This is a genomic window from Pseudomonas sp. 21 (assembly GCF_000955805.1).
Taxonomy (GTDB): domain Bacteria; phylum Pseudomonadota; class Gammaproteobacteria; order Pseudomonadales; family Pseudomonadaceae; genus Pseudomonas.
Window position 1 is genome coordinate 773919 of the sequence record NZ_JYOA01000010.1, and the last position, 19556, is coordinate 793474.

Consider the following 19556-nt stretch of genomic DNA (forward strand, 5'->3'; position numbering starts at 1 on the left):
GGCATGGCCCGCTCCTACATCGCCAGCCAGATGCCCTGCTCATCCTCGCGGCAGGGCAATGCCTCCAGCACATCCCCCAGGCACGGCCCCTGGATGCATTCACCGGTCTCGATCAGGAACAGCGCGCCATGGTGGCCGCACTGCAACAGGCGGCCGCTGGCATCGAGGTACTGCTCGGCGTCGTAGCCCAGTGGGATTTCCCGGTGCGGGCAGCGGTTGCGATAGGCGTAGACACGGCCCAGGCGGCGCACGGCGAAGAGATTCAGGCCAGCGGCCTTGAAGCCCCGACTCTGGCCTTCGGCCAGGTCATGCGGGGCGCAGAGCAGGATCATCCGGGGCTTCCATCCAGGTACGGCATCACGAGGCATACATTATCCGCGCCCGCGGGGCGGTACCGGAAGAGGGTGCACTTCCGTGTGCTGAAGAAGGGCTGAGCTGGCGCCGTGCCAGCGAAAGCGGCGCCGACCTTAAGCCTCTCTGACATTTAATGCAAATAATTATCAAATAGATTTCCTGATTTTCCTGTGGCAAGGTTCGTTTATACCGCCGCACCGCGGCAGGCCACCTTTCGAACGAGGAATTCTGCGATGACGACCCTGACTGCGCCGGCCTCCGAGCTGTACCGCGCCTGGCAAACCCTGCGCGCCGAGAAACCGCGCCTGCGCGCCCGCGATGCGGCGCAACACCTGGCGGTGAGCGAAGCCGAGCTGGCTGCCAGCCGCCTGGGCGTGGATGCCGTGCGCCTGCGCACCGACTGGGCCGAGCTGTTGCCGGCGCTGGGTGAGCTGGGCCAGATCATGGCGCTGACGCGCAATGAGCATTGCGTGCATGAGCGCAAGGGGCCGTACCGCGACGTGACCGTGTCTGCCAACGGCCAGATGGGGCTGGTGGTCTCCCCTGACATCGACCTGCGCCTGTTCCTCGGCGGCTGGGCCAGCGCCTTCGCCATCAGCGAAGAGACCGCCCACGGCACCCAGCGCAGCATTCAGGTATTCGACCGCCAGGGCACTGCCGTGCACAAGGTCTTCCTCACCGAGCAGAGTGACCTCGCGGCCTGGGAGCCGCTGGTGCGCAGCTTCACCGCCGCCGAGCAGGGCACCTCCCTCGACCTGATCCCGCTGGAGCCCAAGGCCGCGCCGCTGGCCGACGGTGAAATCGATGTCGCCGCCCTGCGCGAAGGCTGGTCGGCCTTGAAGGACACCCACCACTTCTTCGCCCTGCTGAAGAAGCACAAAGTCCAGCGCACCCAGGCGCTGCGTCTCGCCGGCCGCGAGTGGGCCGAGCCGCTGGCCACTGCCGAACTGCCGCGCCTGCTGGAGGCGGCGGGGGCCAATCAGTTGCCGATCATGCTCTTCGTCGGCAACGCCCACTGCATCCAGATCCACACCGGCACCGTGGAAAACCTCAAGTGGATGGACGACTGGTTCAACGTCCTCGACCCGCTGTTCAACCTGCACCTGAAGACGCCGGGCGTGGTCGAACTGTGGCGCGTGCGCAAGCCCAGCAGCGATGGCGTGGTTACCAGCTGGGAAGCCTTCGATGCCAATGGCGAGCTGGTGCTGCAGGTGTTCGGTGCGCGCAAGCCGGGCGTTCCGGAACTGCAGAGCTGGCGCGAGCTCGCCGAATCCTTCCCGGTACGCTGAGGGGCGGCTCATGAAGACTTCCATGACTGCACGCGCGCTGTTCGCCGGTTTCTGCCTGACTGCCACCAGTGCGTTGGCCGACTCGTTGCCGCAGCGCTGGGTGAGCGCCGGTGGATCGCTGAGCGAATGGGTCGTCGCCCTGGGCGGCGAAGCCAGGCTGGTGGGCGTCGACACCACCAGCCTGCACCCGGCATCGCTCCATGCATTGCCGAAGATCGGTTACCAGCGGCAGCTCGCCGCTGAAGGCATCCTCGCGCTGAAGCCGGACATCCTGCTGGGCAGCGAAGAAATGGGCCCGCCACCGGTGCTGCAGCAACTGCTTGCCGCTGGGGTGCGGGTCGAGACGCTATCGGCCAAGGCTGACGAGAAGACCGTGCACGACACTCTTCAGCGTCTGGGCGAGTTGCTCGGTGCGCCGGAGAAGGCCAGGCAGGCCGAGGCGGACTTCGATGCGCGTCTCGCCGCGCAGGGCGCCTGGGTGAAGACCGCCCAGTCCGCGCAAGCCGCGCCCGGCGTCGTCCTGCTGGTCGGGCATGCCGGCGGTAACCTGCTGGTCGCGGGGCAGGAGACTTCGGGCGACTGGCTGATCCAGCACGCCGGCGGCCGCAATCTGGCGACCCACACCGGTTACAAGACGCTGTCGACCGAAGCCCTCACGGCGCTGAACCCGCAGGTGGTGGTACTCAGCGACCGCGCCCTGGACGGTGACAAGGCACGCGCCGCACTGATCCGGCAGAACCCTGGACTGGCCGCGACCAGCGCGCTGCGTGACGGTCGCGTGCTGGTGCTCGATCCGACCCTGCTGGTCGGTGGTCTGGGGCCGCGCATCCCGGACGGGCTGGCTAGCCTCTCCCGGGCCTTTTATCCTTCCGCGCAGACCCTGAACACGGAAAGTCGTCCTTGACCCGGATCGTTACCGCTCGACCGCTGTTCCTGCTCCTTGGTTTCCTCCTGCTGCTGGTCGTCTGGCTCTCACTGGCTCTCGGGCCGGTGAGCCTGCCGCTGGGCGATACCCTGCGCGCGCTGGCGCACATGGTCGGGTTGCCAGTGTCCGCTGACGGCCTCGGCCAGGCTGAGCTGATTGTCGGGCAGATCCGCCTGCCGCGTACCCTGCTGGGTATCGCTACCGGTGGCGTGCTGGCGCTGGCCGGTGTGGCCATGCAGGGGCTGTTCCGTAACCCCCTGGCCGATCCCGGCCTGATCGGGGTCTCCAGCGGCGCCGCGCTGGGGGCGGCCATCGCCATTGTCTTTGGTGCATCCCTCGGTGGGCTGCCCGAGGCTTTCGCGCCTTACCTGCTGTCCGCATGTGCCTTTGCCGGTGGCCTGCTGGTGACGGCGCTGGTCTACCGCCTGGGGCGTCACAACGGCCAGACCAGCGTGGCGACCATGCTGCTCGCCGGCATCGCGCTGACGGCGCTCGCGGGCGCGCTGATCGGCCTGTTCACCTACCTCGCCGACGACGCCACCCTGCGCACGCTGACGTTCTGGAACCTCGGCAGCCTGAATGGCGCGAGTTACCCGCGACTGTGGCCGCTGCTGCTGATTACCCTGTTGGTTGCCTGCTGGTTGCCGCGCCGGGTGAATGCACTGAATGCGCTGCTGCTGGGCGAATCCGAAGCGCGGCACCTGGGCTTCGACGTTGAGCGGCTGAAGGTCGAACTGATCCTGTGCACCGCGCTGGGTGTCGGAGCGGCGGTGGCCGCCGCGGGGATGATCGGCTTCATCGGTCTGGTGGTGCCGCACCTGTTGCGCCTGATCGTCGGCCCTGATCACCGGGTCTTGCTGCCCGCCTCAATGTTCGGCGGCGCGATCCTGCTTCTGCTGGCCGACCTGATCGCACGGCTGGCGCTGGCGCCGGCAGAGCTGCCGATTGGCATCGTTACCGCGCTGATCGGGGCGCCATTCTTCCTTTACCTGCTGATCCGGGGGCGTTCCTGATGCTGTGCGCAGACAAGCTGCTGGTGAAGCGCGGCGCCCAGACCGTCCTGCAGGATGTAAGCGTGACACTGCATCCGGGCGAAGTGCTCGGTGTCCTCGGTCCTAACGGCGCAGGCAAGAGCACCCTGCTCGGCGCCATGAATGGTGAACTGCCGCTGGCCGGTGGATCGGTGAGCCTCGATGGTCGCCCGCTGGACTCCTGGCAAGGCACCGAGCGCGCACGTCGGTTGGCCGTGCTACCGCAATCGTCCTCGCTGAATTTTGCGTTTCCCGTCGAGGCCGTCGTGGGCTTCGGGCGATTGCCCCACGACAGTGGCCGCCAGCGCGACGAGGAAATCATCCGCGAAGCCATGGCCGCTGCCGATGCCTCGCACCTGGCTGGGCGCAGTTACCTGGCGCTCTCCGGTGGCGAACGCCAGCGGGTGCATCTGGCCCGTGTGCTTGCACAGCTGTGGCCGGGCGGGGCGGAGCAGGTGCTGCTGCTGGATGAGCCGACTTCGGCGCTCGATCCACTGCACCAGCACACCACCCTGCAGGCCGTGCGCGATTTCGCCGGGCGCGGTGCGGCGGTGCTGGTCATCCTTCACGACCTGAATCTGGCGGCGCGTTACTGTGATCGCCTGTTGCTCCTGCACGAGGCGCACACGCATCTGCTCGGCACGCCGCACGAAGTGCTGCAGGCCGAGCCGCTGCGTGCCGTCTTCGGCCTCGATGTACTGGTGCAGGAGCACCCGGAACGCGGCCATCCGCTGATCATCGCGCGCTGAAAGGAGTCGTTATGAAGCAGGTCCTGCTCGTCCCCTTGCTGACGCTGCTCGCTGCCTGCCAGGGCCAAGTGGCTGCGCCGCCGCTGCCGGTCTGGCAGAGCCCGGAAGGGCGTGACAGTGCCGAACTGGGCGTAATCCGCGATCTGCGTAGCGGTGAACAGCTTTCGCCAGCACAGCTGCTCGAACGACTGGCTGCCGCACCGCGGGTGATAGTCGGCGAGCAGCACGACAACCCCGATCACCATGCACTCGAACTCTGGCTGGTGCGCGCGCTGGCCGAGAGGCGTCCGAGCGGCAGCGTACTGCTGGAGATGCTCAACCCTGATCAGCAGAGCGCCGTCACTGCGGTGCAATCTTCAGCGGCGAAGGGCGAAATGCCGCGCGACCTGATCGGTGCGCTGCGTTGGCAGCCAGGTTGGGACTGGTCGCACTACGGTCCGCTGCTGACCTGGCTGGTGAAGCAGCCGACGCCCCTGCTGGCGGCCAACCTGGATCGCAGCGAAATCATGGACATCTACCGGAATCAGCCCCAATTGCAGGGACCAGCCTCTACGGCTGCTCCGGTGCGCGATGCGTTGCTGCAGGATATCCGTGATTCCCACTGCGGCCTGCTGCCGGACAGTCAGCTCCCGGCGATGCTGGCGGTCCAGCAGCAGCGCGACCGGCGCCTGGCCGAGCGTTTCAAGACGGCGCCTGAACCTGCCTTGTTGATTGCTGGCAGCTTCCATGCGCGCCGCGACCTGGGCGTTCCGCTGCACCTGCAGGACCTGGACGCAGCGCAAGGGCTGCAGGTAGTGATGCTGGCCGAAGTTGGCAGGGCGGTGGCGCCGGCGCAGGCAGACTTCGTCTGGTACACGCCGGCACAGCCGCCAACGGATTATTGCGCGCAGATGCGCGGCAAGTAGTGAAGGGGCCGTACGGCCCCTTTTTCGTTTCCGCGGGAATGGCGGTCGCCGCAGAAATCGCGGGCAAAAAAAGACCCGGCAAAATGCCGGGTCCAAACCGTGATTAGCCTGATGAGGAGATAATCTGAAGAGTCCGACTGCGTGGTCTCTCGAGCTTATCCAACTGGCCTCGCAGCCAGTGGTTGTAATAATAACCATTATCATTTGAGAGTCAACACCTTTTCTTCCACCGATCCGAAGATTTTTTCGGTGGGCAGGAGTGCTCTGCGTGAAGGAAAAATCGAGGCAAAAAAAAGACCCGGCAAAGTGCCGGGTCGAAACCGTGATTAGCCTGATGAGGAGATAATCTGAAGAGTCCGACTGCGTGGTCTCTTGAGGTTATCGATCTGGCCTCGCGACCAGATGACTCAATAATAATCATTATCATTTGAGAGTCAACCTCTTTTCTGCAGATTTTTTCTCGCCCGCGAAATACCCCCCGCACAAACGAAAAAGCCCGGCGCTGGGCCGGGCTTTTCGAGCGAAAGCAGATCAGTCGGCCTGGCGTTGCAGACGCAGCTGGGTGACTTCCTTGTTCAGCAGGTCGATGCGCCGCGCCATGCCCTCGATGAGGCTGTGGGCGATGCGCGGATTGCTCTGCATGAGACTGAGGAACTGGTCCTTGGGGATCACCATCACGGTGCACGGCTCGCTGGCGATCACCGAGGCGCTGCGTTTCTCGCGGGTGAACACGGCCATGGCACCGAAGATCTCGTCCTTCTGCACGTCGCCGACCTTCTGCCCGTCGACGAAGGCCTCGGCGTGGCCCTCGATGATGATGAACACGTGCTCGGCGTCGTCGCCCTGCTGGATCAGTTGGGCGCCGGCGGCGAAGTGCTGGAAGCCGGTGGCCGGGCGAATCTCCGGCTGCTTGAGGTGCGCCAGGGCATCCGACAGCAGCGCAGTGTGGCCGATCAGGTAGTGCAGGAACTGCTCCTGACGCTGCTCATGGCTGTGGATATGGCGGAACACTTCGCTGCGCGAATAGGGAATCAGGCACAGCGGTTCTTCGCTGACATAGCGGCAGGGCGGCAGTTCGATGCCTTGGCGCAGGCCGACCAGGTCGCCTTCCTGCAGGTAGAACAGCGGGCGCTCATCCACCAGGGCATGGACCAGTCCGTTCTCGATGAGGAACAGGTGCTTGCCGGGCAACTCGCCTTCCAGATCGTCGGAGCGCTCCAGGCGGATAGCTTCGCCTGCGGGCTCAAGGCCGGCGAGCAGTTGCGCCGGGATGCCCTGTAGCCGATTGATCAGTCGATCGGCATAGGCGGGTTGTTCACCGAGTAGGTACATGGCCGTAATTCCTTGATATGGCGACGGTCGAGGGCGCACGAAGGGCCCTGAAACCATAAGCGGACAGGTACCTTGCGTAAACATTTTCACACAGAGCGTGTGAGCTAGCTCTTGTTACGCGCGGGAAATGTCTCAAGCTCGCCAAGAAGAGCAGCCTTGTGCGCGGGTGGCAGGTCGTTCCAGTGCACATCGAGCAAGGCGCCCTCGATGGCATAGAGCAACACTTTCGAGGCGCGGAATCCCCGTGCGCGCACGGCCCGATAAGCGCCGACCGCCCCCAGGCGGCGCAGGTCGCTGGCGCTGTGAATGCCCACGGCATGCAGCCATTGAGCGGAGGTCTTGCCCAGGTTCTTCAGGTGCAGCAGTTCGTCGTTCATCGTCTGTCCTTGCGATGGGCGCGATGGGTGTCAGGTCTTGAAGGGGCCGAGAACTGCTCGTAGCGGCCGGACACTCAGGAGGAAGTGTAGCGGTGACTGGGAAAAGCGTGGCTTTGTGACATCGCCGAGAATGCGGGGCAGGGCGTTGTCGTCGTCGAAGGCTGGCTGTGCGGCGTCGCCATCGGTCGGAGATCGCCGCGCGGGGCGACTCCGGCCGACAGGCGGTGGATCAGAGGCCGGGCAGGCGCTGGCGGATGCTGGCGACCAGGGCGTCGAGGCTGGCGGCGTCCGGAGTGTCGACGCGCTTGCTGTGCTGTTGCTCTTCGGCGTTGAGGGCGTCGCGGTTGGCCAGTTGCGCCTGGACGACATCCAGGGTGGCGTCGGACGGGTCGTTGCCGTCGTTCTGGCGCTGGGCCAGCCAGCCGGCGATCACGGCTTCCGGTGCGTGGCAGTCGAGGGTCAGGAACGGAACCCCGGTTTCCTCGGCGATCTCCCAGGCGGCGGCGCGCTGCTTGCGCTTGAGGAAGGTGGCGTCCAGCACGACCGGGTAGCCGGCACGCAGAATGTCCACGGCCAGTTCGTTGAGGCGCTGGTAGGTCGCGGTGGTGGCTTCGGCGTCATAGATGCCACCCTTGAGCTGACCCTGCTGATCGGCCTTCTGTTCGCCGAACAGGCGCTTGCGCTCCACGTCCGAGCGCAGGCGCACGGCACCCAGTGCTTCTACCAGGCGCAGCGCGACCTGGCTCTTGCCGACGGCGGAAACGCCGACGGTCACTGCGAGGAAACGCGAGGGAATGGCGCTATAGCTCTCCGCCAGGTTGGCGTAGTTGCGGTACTGGCGAAGGGTAGCGGCCTTCTGCACGGCGTCAGTCTGGTGTGCCAGGCTGAACAGCGCGATCTTGGCGCGGACCAGGGCGCGGTAGGCCTTGTAGAAGTTCAGCAGGGCCAGGGACTGGTAGTCGCCGGTGTATTCCAGGTACTGGCTGACGAAGCGCCGCGACAGGCATTTCAGGCCGCGGTCTTCCAGGTCCATGGCGAGGAAGGCGTAGTCGGCGGTGACGTCGGTGAAGCGGAATGGCTCGTTGAACTCGATGCAGTCGAACAGCACGACCTTGCCATCGATGATCGCGGCATTACCCAGGTGGATGTCGCCGTGGCATTCGCGGATGAAACCGTTCGCCTTGCGTTGCTCGAAGACGCCGTGCAGGCGCTCGAAGCTGGATTCGGCCCAGGCCTCCAGGGCATCGAGCTGCAGCAGGTCGGCCTTGTCGGAGAGCATCGGGCGGATCTGCTCGAAATTCTGCCGCACGGGCGCCATGCAGGCTTCCGGCGTGCCCAGCGGGTGTTCGGTGGGGACAACCGGGGTGCGCAGGTGGAAGTCGGCGATCTGCTTGGCCAGGCCGTCGATGTGTTCCGCGCCCAGCTCTCCTCGGGCCTGCACTTCACTGAGCAACTGGGTCTGCGGGAATTCGCGGCACTGGATCATGTACTCGATGGCCGGGCCTTCGCCGTTCAGCTGCGGCGCGGACTCGCTGCCGGTGATGGCGATCACTTCGAGGTACAGACCTTCGGTCAGGCGCTGGTTCAAACGCAGTTCTTCCTCGCAGAAGTGCTTGCGCTTGGCGAGGTCGGTGAAGTCGAGGAAGCCGAAGTTCACCGGCTTCTTGATCTTGTAGACGTAGGAGCCAGTGAGCAGCACCCAGGAGATGTGGGTTTCGATGACCCGGAAGCCGTCGACCGGATGAGGGAAGAGGGCGGGGTTCTGCAGGGCTGCGAGTAAGGTCTGGCTCACGTGATGTCCTTTCCGGTCGAATTTCTGAAGGCAGGCATTATGGCGGCTGGGCCGGCAGCTGCAAACTCTGCGGCCGACCGGCAACCAAATGGCCATCGTGGGGTCATAGCTCGGCGACTACTGACTTCGCGAGATGCCAGGCAGTTCGCATCAAGCCCGGACGCCCGCTGGAGCGGCGTCTGTCTCCTGTGGATAAAGTACGTATAATGCGCCGCCATGACGCGTCCCCGATCTTCCAAACCTCGTAAAAAAAGCGGCAAATCGTCGCCTGCCATGCGCAAGTGGCTGGGCTGGGCTCTCAAGCTCGGTCTGGTTGGCGTGGTGGTGCTGGCCGGTTTTGCCGTGTACCTCGATGCGGTTGTCCAGGAGAAATTCTCCGGCAAGCGCTGGACCATTCCCGCCAAGGTCTACGCCCGGCCGCTGGAGCTGTTCGTCGGCCTGAGACTGGGCAAGGACGACTTCCTGCGTGAGCTGGATGCGCTGGGCTATCGCCGCGAGACCTCGGTCGCAGGGCCGGGCGCGGTGTCGGTGGCCGGCAACGCCGTCGACCTCAATACCCGCGGCTTCCAGTTCTATGAAGGGGCCGAGCCTGCGCAGCGCATTCGCGTGCGCTTCTCTGGCGACTATGTGGCCGGCCTGAGCCGCGCCAACGGTGGCGACCTTGCTGTGGCGCGCATGGAACCGCTGCTGATCGGCGGCCTGTACCCGGCGCACAATGAAGACCGCATCCTGATCAAGCTCGACCAGGTGCCGCCGTACCTGATCGACACCCTGGTCGCTGTGGAAGACCGTGATTTCTGGACCCACCACGGGGTTTCGATCAAGTCCATCGCCCGCGCCGTCTGGGTCAACGCCAGCGCCGGCCAGTTGCGCCAGGGCGGCAGTACGCTGACCCAGCAGTTGGTGAAGAACTTCTTCCTGACCAACGAGCGCAGCCTGTCGCGCAAGCTCACCGAAGCCATGATGGCGATGCTGCTCGAGTTGCATTACGACAAGCGCGAAATCCTCGAGGGCTACCTCAACGAAGTATTCCTCGGCCAGGACGGCCAGCGCTCGGTGAACGGCTTCGGCCTCGCCAGCCAGTACTTCTTCAGCCAGCCGCTGTCGGAGCTCAAGCTGCCGCAGGTGGCTCTGCTGGTCGGCATGGTGAAAGGGCCCTCCTATTACAACCCTCGCCGCAACCCCGAGCGTGCGCTGGAGCGTCGCAACGTGGTGCTCGACGTGCTCGCCGAACAGGGCGTGATCACTGCCGACGAAGCGGCCGCCGCCAAGCAGACGCCGCTGGGTGTGACTCGCCAGGGCAGCATGGCCAACAGCTCCTACCCGGCATTCCTCGATCTGGTGAAACGCCAGTTGCGCGAGGATTACCGCGACGAGGACCTGACCGAGGAAGGCCTACGTATCTTCACCAGCTTCGACCCCATTCTGCAGATGAAGGCCGAGACCGCCGTCAGCGAGACCTTCAAGCGTCTCGAAGGCCGTAAGGGCGTCGCCGAAACCGAAACCGCGATGGTCGTGACCAACCCGGAGACCGGTGAGATCCAGGCGTTGCTCGGCAGTCGCGACCCGCGCTTCGCTGGCTTCAACCGCGCCGTCGATGCCGTTCGGCCGATCGGTTCGCTGGTCAAGCCGGCGGTCTACCTGACCGCGCTTGAGAAGCCGAGCCAGTACACCTTGACCAGTTACATCCAGGACCAGCCGTTCCAGGTGAAGGGCAAGGATGGCCAGGTATGGACGCCGAAGAACTATGAAGGCACCGCCAACGGCACCATCTTCCTCTACCAGGGGCTGGCCCGTTCGCTGAACCTGTCCACGGCCAGGCTGGGGCTTGACCTGGGGGTGCCGAACGTTCTGAAGACGCTGGAGCGCCTTGGCGTGTCGCCGAACTGGCCGGCGTATCCGTCGATGCTGCTGGGGGCTGGCGCGCTGAGCCCGATGCAGGTCGCGACCATGTACCAGACCATCGCCAGCGGTGGTTTCAATACACCGTTGCGCAGCATTCGCAGCGTGCTGGCGGCCGACGGGCAGCCGCTCAAGCGTTATCCGTTCCAGGTCCAGCAACGCTTCGATCCGGGCGCCATCTACCTGCTGCAGAGCGCCATGCAGCGCGTGATGCGCGAGGGCACTGGTCGTTCCGTCTACAACCAGCTGCCGGCGTCCCTGACCCTGGCGGGCAAGACCGGCACCACCAACGATTCCCGCGACAGCTGGTTCTCCGGTTTCGGCCAGGACCTGCTGGCAGTGGTGTGGATCGGTCGCGACGACAACGGCAAGACGCCGCTCACCGGTGCCACCGGTGCGCTGCAGATCTGGACCAGCTTCATGCGCAAGGCCAATCCGGCGCCGCTGGATATGCCGATGCCGGATAATGTCGTGCAGGCCTGGGTCGATCCGCATACCGGGCAGGGCACTGACGCCAATTGCCCGGGTGCAGTGCAGATGCCTTATATTCGTGGAAGCGAGCCTGCGCTGGGCGCAGGTTGCGGAAACCAGACGCCGGCCGGCGAAGTCATGGACTGGGTGCGCGGCTGGTTGAACTGATGCAAGAGGATTGGAAGTGAGAAAAGCTTGGTTTGCAGCGTCGGCGACTCTGGCGCTTCTGTCCGGTTGTGCGTCCCCGCAGCACGGTGCGATTCCCGTGCAGGACTCCGGTACCTCGGTCTCCAACTCGGAGCGCGTCGGCCGCAGCGGTGGTAACACCCAGGCGCCGGTGCGTGCCGGTGCCGGCCAGAGCATCCCGCAGGGTGACTCCGGTGTTACCGTGATGGTCCCGCAGGATGCCGGCATGGCGCCGATCCAGACCTTCCCGGCACAGACCGGCGCCGCGCCGATCAGCACCTCGCCGATGACCACGTCTGCGGGGGCTACCGGCTCGAGCTATTCCTCGCAGCAGCCGATCTCCACCAGTGGCGGCATCACCTCCAATGGTGGTTTCCAGTCGCAGACCTACCAGCAGCCGGCGTACCAGACCCAGCAAGCCGTTCCGTCGAGCCAGGGCCGTACCTACCAGGGGCCGTCCGGCATTCCGTCGAGCAACTCCGGTCTGTCGGCGGACGAACAACTGGATGGGCCGGTGCTGGCGCTGCTCACCTCCGCCTCGCAGCAGCAGGGTGGTGGTGATCTGAACGGCGCTGCCGCGAGCCTGGAACGTGCCCAGCGCATCGCTCCGCGCGAGCCGCAGGTGCTCTACAAGCTGGCCCAGGTGCGGCTGGCCCAGGGCGATGCCGCGCAAGCCGAACAAGTGGCGCTGCGTGGCCTGTCGCTGGCCAACGGTCGTCCGACCATGCAGGCCAGCCTGTGGGACCTGATCGCCAAGTGCCGTGACCAGCAGGGCAATGCTGCCGGCGCCGCCGAAGCACGTCAGAAAGCCAAGGTGACCCTGTAATGGACGCGCGCGTGCTGGCGGTCGCCGATCAGTTGCTGCTGATCGAGCGGGAGCTGCGTGCGATCGGCATGTGGGGAGTGGAGAGCCCGTCGACGGACAGGCTGTCCAGCACCGAGCCCTTCTGCGTGGATACCCTGGCGCTGGAGGAGTGGCTGCAGTGGATCTTCCTGCCGCGGATGAAACTGATCATCGAGAGCGGCGCGGATCTGCCCGGCGCTTCGGGCATCCGCGCCATTGCGGAAATGGCGTATGCCAGTGAAGGCGCGCGCGTTGCGGCGCTGCTGGAAGCGCTCGGCGCCTTCGATCAGCTGATCAGCCCGACGCCCTGAGCGGGCGTCAGTTGCAGTTCTCGCGAATGCTCTTTTCGCTGGCCGCTATGCGCCCCTGACGTTCCTCTTCGGTAATCCGGCGCAGGTCGCCATTGCCATCGTCCACGCGGACGCGCGGGTTGTTCTTCAGTTGGGCTACATCGGCGCGCAGCTTCTCGCATTGCTGGACTCGCTCGGCTTCCTGCTGCGCCACTTCCTGGCGCACCTTCTCGTCGGCGGCCTTCTGCTTTTCGTCCGCGCTGGGCGGCAGCGCCGGCTTGGCGGCGGCAGGCGGCGGGAAATTGCTGCTGGCCTTTGGCGGCGCTGCATTGGTGTTCACTGTGGCGGCATCGGCGCCTTCCGGCGGCTGCGCGCCGAAATGGGTGATGCCCTGGGCATCGACCCACTTGTAGACCTGCGCGGCCATCACGGTTGGGGCCAGTGCGAGCAGCAGGCTGCCCAGGAAAATCGTCCGTCGCATGCTTTGTCGATCCTTGGGATGCGGAGTCTGTCGGTAACTATAACCAAAACGTGCGCTTATTCACTCTGAGAAAGTTCACATCCCCGCTTCATTCAAAGCCATATATGGCTTGACTTGGCCGCTTCGTTTCAGAAGAATCCAAGGTTCGCTGCAGTGGGCCGGCCGCAAGCTGGTTTTACTCGGCAGACAAGAGGTGCTACCCGCGCCGCAAAGTTTCACCCTGTTTCGCGTTACCTCGCGCTGGGTGGAGGCTCTCCGTAACACAAACAGGAGTGTCTCCAGGTTCTGCTCAATCGGCAGTCGACGTAGCCGGCGATTACATTCGCCCATGTCTGCCGGGCAGCCATCCAAGTCGGTCCCCCACGTTGGGGGTTTCCGTATATAGCGTTCTAGAGGTGACAACGTGGAACTTTTATCCGGCGCTGAAATGGTCGTCCGCTCCCTGCGTGACGAAGGCGTTAAGTACATCTACGGGTACCCGGGCGGTGCCCTCCTGCATATCTACGACGCTCTCTTCAAAGAGAACGAAGTAACCCATATTCTGGTTCGCCACGAGCAGGCCGCCACCCACATGGCCGACGGCTATGCGCGCGCCACCGGCAAGCCGGGCGTGGTGCTGGTGACCTCCGGTCCCGGCGCGACCAACGCCGTTACCGGCATCGCCACTGCCTACATGGACTCCATCCCGATGGTGGTGATCTCCGGCCAGGTGGCGAGCAACATGGTCGGCACCGACGCCTTCCAGGAGACCGACATGGTCGGTATCTCCCGTCCGATCGTGAAGCACAGCTTCATCATCAAGCACCCGTCGGAAATCCCCGAAGTCATCAAGAAGGCCTTCTATATCGCCCAGTCCGGCCGTCCCGGCCCGGTGGTGATCGATATTCCGAAGGACATGGGCGACCCGACCCAGAAGTTCGAATACAACTACCCGAAGAAGGTCAAGCTGCGCTCCTATAGCCCGGCTGTCCGTGGTCACTCCGGCCAGATCCGCAAGGCCGCCGAGATGATGCTGGCCGCCAAGCGCCCGATCATCTACGCCGGTGGTGGCGTGATCATGGGCAATGCTGCCGAGCCGCTGACCGAAGTCGCGCGCATGCTCAATGTGCCGGTCACCAATACCCTGATGGGCCTGGGTGGCTATCCGGGTACCGATCGCCAGTTCGTCGGCATGCTCGGCATGCACGGCAGCTACACCGCGAACCTCGCGATGCACCACGCTGACGTGATCTTCGCTGTCGGCGCGCGCTTCGACGATCGCGTGATCAACGGCGAGACCGCCGCCAAGTTCTGCCCGAACGCCAAGATCATCCACGTCGACATCGACCCGGCCTCGATCTCCAAGACCGTCAAGGCCGACATCCCGATCGTCGGCCCGGTGGACAGCGTCCTGACCGAAATGGGCGCGATCCTCAAGGAAATCGGCGAGACCCCGAACAAGGAAGCCCAGGCTGCCTGGTGGAAGCAGATCGAAGAATGGCGCGGCACCCGCGGCCTGTTCCCGTACAACATGGGCGACGGCAGCATTATCAAGCCGCAGACCGTGATCGAGACCCTCTGCGAAGTCACCAATGGTGATGCCTTCGTCGCTTCCGACGTGGGCCAGCACCAGATGTTCGCGGCGCAGTACTACCGCTTCAACAAGCCCAACCGCTGGATCAACTCAGGTGGCCTGGGCACCATGGGCTTCGGCTTCCCGGCCGCTATGGGCGTGAAACTGAACTTCCCCGACGCCGACGTCGCCTGTGTGACCGGTGAAGGCAGCATCCAGATGAACATCCAGGAGCTGTCCACCTGCCTGCAGTACGACCTGCCGGTGAAAATCGTCAACCTGAACAACGGTGCGCTGGGCATGGTCCGCCAATGGCAGGACATGCAGTACAACAGCCGCTACTCGCACTCCTACATGGAATCGCTGCCGGACTTCGTCAAGCTGGCTGAAGCGTATGGCCACGTCGGCATGCGCATCACCGACCTGAAGGACCTGAAACCGATGATGGAAGAGGCCTTCGCGATGAAGAATCGCCTGGTCTTCCTCGACATCCAGGTCGATACCAGCGAGCACGTCTACCCGATGCAGATCCGCGGTGGTGCGATGCGCGACATGTGGCTGAGCAAGACGGAGCGTACCTGATCATGCGACACATCATTTCCCTGCTGCTGGAAAACGAACCCGGCGCGCTGTCCCGCGTCGTCGGCCTGTTCTCCCAGCGCAACTACAACATCGAAAGCCTGACCGTCGCCCCGACCGAGGACCCGACGCTGTCGCGCCTGACCCTGACCACCGCCGGTCAGGATGAAGTCATCGAGCAGATCACCAAGAACCTCAACAAGCTCATCGAGGTGGTAAAACTGGTGAATCTCTCGGAGAGCGCGCACATCGAGCGCGAGCTGATGCTGGTGAAAGTGAAGGCGACCGGCGCTCAGCGTGCCGAGGTCAAGCGCACCACCGACATCTTCCGCGGACAGATCGTCGACGTCACCAGCAGCGTCTACACCGTGCAGCTGGCCGGCACCAGCGACAAGCTGGACAGCTTCATCCAGGCCATCGGCACCGCGTCGATCCTCGAAGTTGTCCGCAGCGGCGTCACCGGCATTGCCCGTGGCGACAAGACTCTCAGCATCTGATTTGAAATACGGCCCACGAGGCCAACTGACAGGGGATTACCCAAATGCGCGTTTTCTACGATAAAGACTGTGACCTCTCCATCGTTCAGGGCAAGAAAGTTGCCATCATCGGTTACGGCTCCCAGGGCCATGCCCACGCCTGCAACCTGAAAGACTCCGGCGTCGACGTCACCGTCGGCCTGCGTGCGGGTTCTTCCTCCGTTGCCAAGGCTCAGAACCACGGCCTGAAAGTCGCCGAAGTGGCTGAAGCCGTTGCCGCTGCCGACCTGGTCATGATCCTGACCCCGGACGAGTTCCAGGGCCGTCTGTACAAGGACGAGATCGAGCCGAACCTGAAGAAGGGCGCTACCCTGGCCTTCGCCCACGGCTTCTCCATCCACTACAACCAGGTCGTACCGCGCGCTGACCTCGACGTGATCATGATCGCGCCGAAGGCCCCGGGCCACACCGTTCGCTCCGAGTTCGTCAAGGGCGGCGGCATCCCTGACCTGATCGCCATCTACCAGGACGCTTCGGGCAATGCCAAGAACGTCGCGCTGTCCTACGCCTGCGGCGTTGGCGGTGGCCGTACCGGCATCATCGAAACCACCTTCAAGGACGAGACCGAAACCGACCTGTTCGGCGAGCAGGCCGTTCTGTGCGGCGGTTGCGTCGAGCTGGTGAAAGCTGGTTTCGAAACCCTGGTCGAAGCCGGTTACGCTCCGGAAATGGCCTACTTCGAGTGCCTGCACGAACTGAAGCTGATCGTTGACCTCATGTACGAAGGCGGCATCGCCAACATGAACTACTCGATCTCGAACAACGCCGAATATGGCGAGTACGTGACCGGTCCGGAAGTGATCAACGCTGAATCCCGTCAGGCCATGCGCAACGCTCTGAAGCGCATCCAGGACGGCGAATACGCCAAGATGTTCATCTCCGAAGGCGCCACCAACTACCCGTCGATGACCGCCAAGCGCCGTAACAACGCCGCTCACGGCATCGAAGTCATTGGCGAGCAGCTGCGCGCCATGATGCCGTGGATCGCCGCGAACAAGATCGTCGACAAGACCAAGAACTAAGGTCCTTTCGACAAACGAAGAAACGCGGCGCTTGCCGCGTTTTTTCGTTTAGGGGCGGTGATCTGGTATAAAGCGAGGGCGTCGGGTGAGTCTGCGCAGTAGCGTGCCCCGGCGAATCTCAGCCTCAACGAGTTCTCAAGGAATCGTCCATGAGTGAAGGTCACGAGGAGCCGAACAAGGCTTCCGACACCGAAGAAAGTCTGCTGCCCATCGATGAACACATCGAAGAGGGGCATGACGCCGAAGGTCGCAAGGTTCGTCATCGCGGCATCTACCTGCTGCCCAACCTGTTCACTACCGCGGCACTGTTCACTGGCCTGTACGCCATCATCAATGCCATGAACGGCGATTTCTCCAACGCCGCCATCGCCATCTTCGTCGCCATGGTCCTCGACGGTCTCGACGGTCGTGTGGCCCGCCTGACCAACACCCAGAGTGCCTTCGGTGCCGAGTACGACTCGCTGTCCGACATGGTCGCCTTTGGTGTCGCACCGGCGCTGGTTGCCTTCGAATGGGCGCTGAGCAGTCTGGGCAAGGTCGGCTGGATGGTCGCCTTCATCTATGTGGCGGGTGCCGCGCTGCGCCTGGCGCGCTTCAATACCCAGGTGGGCAAGGCTGACAAGCGCTACTTCATCGGCCTGGCCAGTCCGGCGGCCGCGGCGCTGGTTGCCGGTACGGTATGGGCGTTCGCCGACTTCGACGTGCAGGGCGCCAAGGTTTCCCTGCTGGTTGCACTGATGGTCGCTGCCGCCGGCATGCTGATGGTCAGCAACATCAAGTACTACAGCTTCAAGGATCTCGACCTGCGTGGCCGCGTGCCGTTCATGGCGATCCTGGTGGTGGTGCTGGCATTCGCCGTGGTCTTCACCGACCCGCCGCGCATCCTGCTCCTGCTGTTCCTTGCTTACGCCACCTCCGGCCCGGTGCAATACTTGTTGCAATTGCGCCGTCGCAAGCAGCCGCCTGCCGTGTAATTTCCAGCGGGCTCCGCAGTCTACTGGCGCATACAGCCAGTTGTTGCGGAGCCCGTCATGCTGATCAAGTCGTCCCGCCTTTCCGATTGCCACGAATCGGAAGTCACTCCCGAATCCCTCTACCTCTCCCGTCGCCGCTTTCTCGGTGGTGCGATGGCGGCTGCCGCGTTATCTGGACTGCCGCGACTGAGCCTTGCCGAGGGCGGTCGCTACGCCGATGTGGCTGAAGCTGTGACGCCTTCCTGGCTGACGGACAAGCTCTCCGCGACCCATTGGGATGCGATCACGGTAAAAGATGAAGCCATCACGCCGTTCAAGGACGCGACCACCTACAACAATTTCTACGAATTCGGCCCGGACAAGGGCGATCCCGCGGCCAATGCGGGTGCCCTGAAGACCGAGCCCTGGTCCGTAGTTATCGATGGGGAGGTGGGCAAGCCCGGCAAGTACGCGCTCGAGGATTTCATCAAGCCTTACCAGTTGGAGGAGCGCATCTACCGGCTGCGCTGCGTCGAAGCCTGGTCGATGGTCATTCCGTGGATCGGTTTCCCGATCTCCGAGCTGATCAAGCGAGTAGAGCCGACCAGCAAGGCGAAATACCTGCGCTTTGAAACCCTGGTGGACCGCAAGGACATGCCGGGTGTGCAGTCCAACTTCGCGCTGATCGACTGGCCCTATGTGGAAGGGCTGCGTATGGACGAGGCAATGCATCCGTTGGCGATACTGGCAGTCGGCATGTATGGGCGAGTGCTGGCAAACCAGAACGGCGCGCCGCTTCGCCTGGTGGTGCCGTGGAAATATGGCTTCAAGGGCGCCAAGTCCATTGTTCGGATCAGCTTTGTCGAAGAGCAGCCGAAGACCACCTGGCAAAGCCTGGCGGCCGACGAGTACGGCTTCTATGCCAACGTCAACCCGACCGTGGACCATCCGCGCTGGAGTCAGGCGCGTGAGCGGCGCCTGCCCAGTGGATTATTCAGCCCCAATGTTCGTCCTACCCTCATGTTCAACGGCTACGCCGATGAAGTCGCTTCGCTCTATGCGGGCATGGACCTGAGGAAGGATTACTGATGCGCTATCCGTTCTGGCGGGCCGGCGTGTTTCTGGCTGCGCTGCTCCCGCCGCTCTATTGGCTGTACCAGGCGTGGATCTTCGCTCTCGGTCCGGACCCGGGCAAGGCATTGGTAGATCGCTTGGGGCAGGGCGGGTTGATTCTGCTGCTCATTACCCTGTCGATGACGCCGCTGCAGAAGATCACTCGCTGGGGCGGTTGGGTGCAGGTCCGTCGCCAACTGGGGTTGTGGTGCTTCACTTATATAGTGCTGCACCTGGGGGCATATGCCGTCTTCATCCTGGGGTTGGACTGGGCGCAGCTGGGGGTCGAATTGCGCAAGCGGCCTTACATTATCGTTGGGTTCATTGCCTTCCTTGGGCTTCTCTCCCTGGCGCTGACCTCTAATCGCTACAGCATGCGCAAGCTGGGGACAGGCTGGAAGAAACTGCATCGCCTGATATATGTCATCCTCGGTTTGGGATTGCTGCATATGCTGTGGGTCGTACGATCCGATCTGGAGCGTTGGGCGATCTATGCGGCCATAGGCCTGTGCCTGCTGCTTTTGCGGGTTCCGTCCGTGGCTCGTCGCCTACCGTCGCTACGGGGCCGCCTGGCGGCTAACTGAAGAAAGTTTAAATTAGTCGTTGACGGCCGATTTAAACTCCCTATAATGCGCACCACTCCCAGCGACGAAGCGCTGAAAGAACTTGAAAATCAAGTACTTACAGAGCTTCGGAGATGAGGGTGGTGATCAGGCAGGTGGTTCACTTGCCGCTCTTCATTGGCTGCTCCGGCGGCTCACTGAAAAGAAGATCACCGAGGTGGTTGACAGCGAGTTTGATCGCTGTAGAATGCGCCTCCCGCTGACGAGAAGGTTTCCTTCGCTGAAGCACAAGCGATTGAGTAGAAAAGAA

The 19556-nt window shown here is 63.6% G+C and carries 20 protein-coding genes; 15 read left to right on the top strand and 5 right to left on the bottom strand.

Going from position 1 to position 19556, the window contains the following annotated elements; genetic code table 11:
- Positions 1 to 14: 14 nt before the first annotated feature.
- Positions 15 to 332: a Rieske 2Fe-2S domain-containing protein gene (locus UB43_RS25440; protein ID WP_045216829.1), complete on the bottom strand. Its 318-nt coding sequence runs from the start codon at positions 330 to 332 to the stop codon at positions 15 to 17.
- A 255-nt stretch (positions 333 to 587) separates the two neighbouring features.
- On the opposite strand from UB43_RS25440, the gene UB43_RS25445 reads away from it, so the two are divergent.
- From UB43_RS25445 to UB43_RS25465, 5 genes are read left to right on the top strand one after another with little or no spacing between them, the layout of a single operon-like run.
- On the top strand, positions 588 to 1643 hold the full coding sequence (locus tag UB43_RS25445; RefSeq protein WP_045216832.1) for a hemin-degrading factor: 1056 nt from the start codon (positions 588 to 590) through the stop codon (positions 1641 to 1643).
- 10 nt (positions 1644 to 1653) lie between these two features.
- Complete coding sequence (locus UB43_RS25450) at positions 1654 to 2547, top strand: hemin ABC transporter substrate-binding protein (protein WP_082085907.1); 894 nt, start codon at positions 1654 to 1656, stop codon at positions 2545 to 2547.
- Between the two features lie 50 nt (positions 2548 to 2597).
- Complete coding sequence (locus UB43_RS25455; protein ID WP_156160496.1) at positions 2598 to 3581, top strand: iron ABC transporter permease; 984 nt, start codon at positions 2598 to 2600, stop codon at positions 3579 to 3581.
- On the top strand, positions 3581 to 4348 hold the full coding sequence (locus UB43_RS25460) for a heme ABC transporter ATP-binding protein (protein WP_045216840.1): 768 nt from the start codon (positions 3581 to 3583) through the stop codon (positions 4346 to 4348). Before UB43_RS25455 ends, UB43_RS25460 begins: the two co-directional genes overlap by 1 nt.
- 11 nt (positions 4349 to 4359) lie before the next feature.
- Positions 4360 to 5253, top strand: a complete 894-nt coding sequence (locus UB43_RS25465; RefSeq protein WP_045216842.1) for a ChaN family lipoprotein — start codon at positions 4360 to 4362, stop codon at positions 5251 to 5253.
- A gap of 531 nt (positions 5254 to 5784) precedes the next feature.
- Here the strand turns inward: UB43_RS25465 and UB43_RS25470 are convergent.
- The 3 genes from UB43_RS25470 to UB43_RS25480 all read right to left on the bottom strand — a co-directional run bounded on the left by UB43_RS25470 (position 5785) and on the right by UB43_RS25480 (position 8754).
- Positions 5785 to 6585 carry a cyclic nucleotide-binding domain-containing protein gene (locus UB43_RS25470; protein ID WP_045216845.1) on the bottom strand — a complete coding sequence of 267 codons (801 nt, stop codon included), beginning with the start codon at positions 6583 to 6585 and terminating at the stop codon, positions 5785 to 5787.
- 104 nt (positions 6586 to 6689) lie between these two features.
- Positions 6690 to 6962, bottom strand: coding sequence for a TfoX/Sxy family protein (locus UB43_RS25475; RefSeq protein WP_045216847.1), 273 nt, complete (start codon positions 6960 to 6962; stop codon positions 6690 to 6692).
- 229 nt (positions 6963 to 7191) lie between these two features.
- Positions 7192 to 8754, bottom strand: coding sequence for a bifunctional aminoglycoside phosphotransferase/ATP-binding protein (locus UB43_RS25480; protein WP_045216850.1), 1563 nt, complete (start codon positions 8752 to 8754; stop codon positions 7192 to 7194).
- 216 nt (positions 8755 to 8970) lie between these two features.
- On the opposite strand from UB43_RS25480, the gene mrcB reads away from it, so the two are divergent.
- The 3 genes from mrcB to UB43_RS25495 are packed head-to-tail and all read left to right on the top strand — an operon-like array spanning position 8971 to position 12468.
- Positions 8971 to 11295, top strand: a complete 2325-nt coding sequence (gene mrcB, locus UB43_RS25485; RefSeq protein ID WP_156160489.1) for a penicillin-binding protein 1B — start codon at positions 8971 to 8973, stop codon at positions 11293 to 11295.
- Positions 11296 to 11311: 16 nt separating this feature from the next.
- Positions 11312 to 12139 carry a tetratricopeptide repeat protein gene (locus UB43_RS25490; RefSeq protein ID WP_045216854.1) on the top strand — a complete coding sequence of 276 codons (828 nt, stop codon included), beginning with the start codon at positions 11312 to 11314 and terminating at the stop codon, positions 12137 to 12139.
- A complete protein-coding gene (locus tag UB43_RS25495) occupies positions 12139 to 12468 on the top strand; it encodes a YqcC family protein (protein ID WP_045216856.1) in 330 nt (109 codons plus the stop codon). Before UB43_RS25490 ends, UB43_RS25495 begins: the two co-directional genes overlap by 1 nt.
- A gap of 7 nt (positions 12469 to 12475) precedes the next feature.
- On the opposite strand, the gene UB43_RS25500 is transcribed toward UB43_RS25495, so the two are convergent.
- On the bottom strand, positions 12476 to 12928 hold the full coding sequence (locus tag UB43_RS25500; protein ID WP_045216858.1) for a DUF4124 domain-containing protein: 453 nt from the start codon (positions 12926 to 12928) through the stop codon (positions 12476 to 12478).
- A gap of 403 nt (positions 12929 to 13331) precedes the next feature.
- Between UB43_RS25500 and UB43_RS25505 the strand changes: the two genes are divergently transcribed.
- From UB43_RS25505 to UB43_RS29960, 7 genes are all read left to right on the top strand, one after another.
- Positions 13332 to 15062 (top strand): acetolactate synthase 3 large subunit, encoded by a 1731-nt coding sequence (locus UB43_RS25505; protein ID WP_045216860.1) that lies wholly within the window; start codon positions 13332 to 13334, stop codon positions 15060 to 15062.
- 2 nt (positions 15063 to 15064) lie between these two features.
- Positions 15065 to 15556: an acetolactate synthase small subunit gene (gene ilvN / locus UB43_RS25510; RefSeq protein WP_017516326.1), complete on the top strand. Its 492-nt coding sequence runs from the start codon at positions 15065 to 15067 to the stop codon at positions 15554 to 15556.
- Between the two features lie 44 nt (positions 15557 to 15600).
- Entirely contained in the window at positions 15601 to 16617 is a 1017-nt protein-coding gene (ilvC, locus tag UB43_RS25515) for a ketol-acid reductoisomerase (RefSeq protein ID WP_017516327.1), read from the top strand.
- A 149-nt stretch (positions 16618 to 16766) separates the two neighbouring features.
- Complete coding sequence (gene pssA, locus UB43_RS25520; protein WP_017516328.1) at positions 16767 to 17591, top strand: CDP-diacylglycerol--serine O-phosphatidyltransferase; 825 nt, start codon at positions 16767 to 16769, stop codon at positions 17589 to 17591.
- Positions 17592 to 17648: 57 nt separating this feature from the next.
- Positions 17649 to 18659 carry a protein-methionine-sulfoxide reductase catalytic subunit MsrP gene (gene msrP, locus UB43_RS25525; RefSeq protein ID WP_045216863.1) on the top strand — a complete coding sequence of 337 codons (1011 nt, stop codon included), beginning with the start codon at positions 17649 to 17651 and terminating at the stop codon, positions 18657 to 18659.
- Complete coding sequence (gene msrQ / locus UB43_RS25530) at positions 18659 to 19267, top strand: protein-methionine-sulfoxide reductase heme-binding subunit MsrQ (RefSeq protein WP_045216866.1); 609 nt, start codon at positions 18659 to 18661, stop codon at positions 19265 to 19267. Before msrP ends, msrQ begins: the two co-directional genes overlap by 1 nt.
- An 82-nt stretch (positions 19268 to 19349) precedes the next feature.
- Positions 19350 to 19556 (top strand): hypothetical protein (locus UB43_RS29960; protein WP_218187704.1); only part of this gene is annotated, 207 nt, incomplete at its 3' end.

What these genes read in the sequence shown, in the direction of transcription:
- UB43_RS25445 (WP_045216832.1), top strand. Translation starts at nt 588, where the DNA reads ATGACGACCCTGACTGCGCCGGCCTCCGAGCTGTACCGCGCCTGGCAA.
- mrcB (WP_156160489.1), top strand. Translation starts at nt 8,971, where the DNA reads ATGACGCGTCCCCGATCTTCCAAACCTCGTAAAAAAAGCGGCAAATCG.
- ilvN (WP_017516326.1), top strand. Translation starts at nt 15,065, where the DNA reads ATGCGACACATCATTTCCCTGCTGCTGGAAAACGAACCCGGCGCGCTG.
- ilvC (WP_017516327.1), top strand. Translation starts at nt 15,601, where the DNA reads ATGCGCGTTTTCTACGATAAAGACTGTGACCTCTCCATCGTTCAGGGC.
- UB43_RS25465 (WP_045216842.1), top strand. Translation starts at nt 4,360, where the DNA reads ATGAAGCAGGTCCTGCTCGTCCCCTTGCTGACGCTGCTCGCTGCCTGC.
- pssA (WP_017516328.1), top strand. Translation starts at nt 16,767, where the DNA reads ATGAGTGAAGGTCACGAGGAGCCGAACAAGGCTTCCGACACCGAAGAA.
- UB43_RS25450 (WP_082085907.1), top strand. Translation starts at nt 1,654, where the DNA reads ATGAAGACTTCCATGACTGCACGCGCGCTGTTCGCCGGTTTCTGCCTG.
- msrP (WP_045216863.1), top strand. Translation starts at nt 17,649, where the DNA reads ATGCTGATCAAGTCGTCCCGCCTTTCCGATTGCCACGAATCGGAAGTC.
- UB43_RS25495 (WP_045216856.1), top strand. Translation starts at nt 12,139, where the DNA reads ATGGACGCGCGCGTGCTGGCGGTCGCCGATCAGTTGCTGCTGATCGAG.
- msrQ (WP_045216866.1), top strand. Translation starts at nt 18,659, where the DNA reads ATGCGCTATCCGTTCTGGCGGGCCGGCGTGTTTCTGGCTGCGCTGCTC.
- UB43_RS25500 (WP_045216858.1), bottom strand. Translation starts at nt 12,928, where the DNA reads ATGCGACGGACGATTTTCCTGGGCAGCCTGCTGCTCGCACTGGCCCCA.
- UB43_RS25440 (WP_045216829.1), bottom strand. Translation starts at nt 332, where the DNA reads ATGATCCTGCTCTGCGCCCCGCATGACCTGGCCGAAGGCCAGAGTCGG.
- UB43_RS25460 (WP_045216840.1), top strand. Translation starts at nt 3,581, where the DNA reads ATGCTGTGCGCAGACAAGCTGCTGGTGAAGCGCGGCGCCCAGACCGTC.
- UB43_RS25470 (WP_045216845.1), bottom strand. Translation starts at nt 6,585, where the DNA reads ATGTACCTACTCGGTGAACAACCCGCCTATGCCGATCGACTGATCAAT.
- UB43_RS25475 (WP_045216847.1), bottom strand. Translation starts at nt 6,962, where the DNA reads ATGAACGACGAACTGCTGCACCTGAAGAACCTGGGCAAGACCTCCGCT.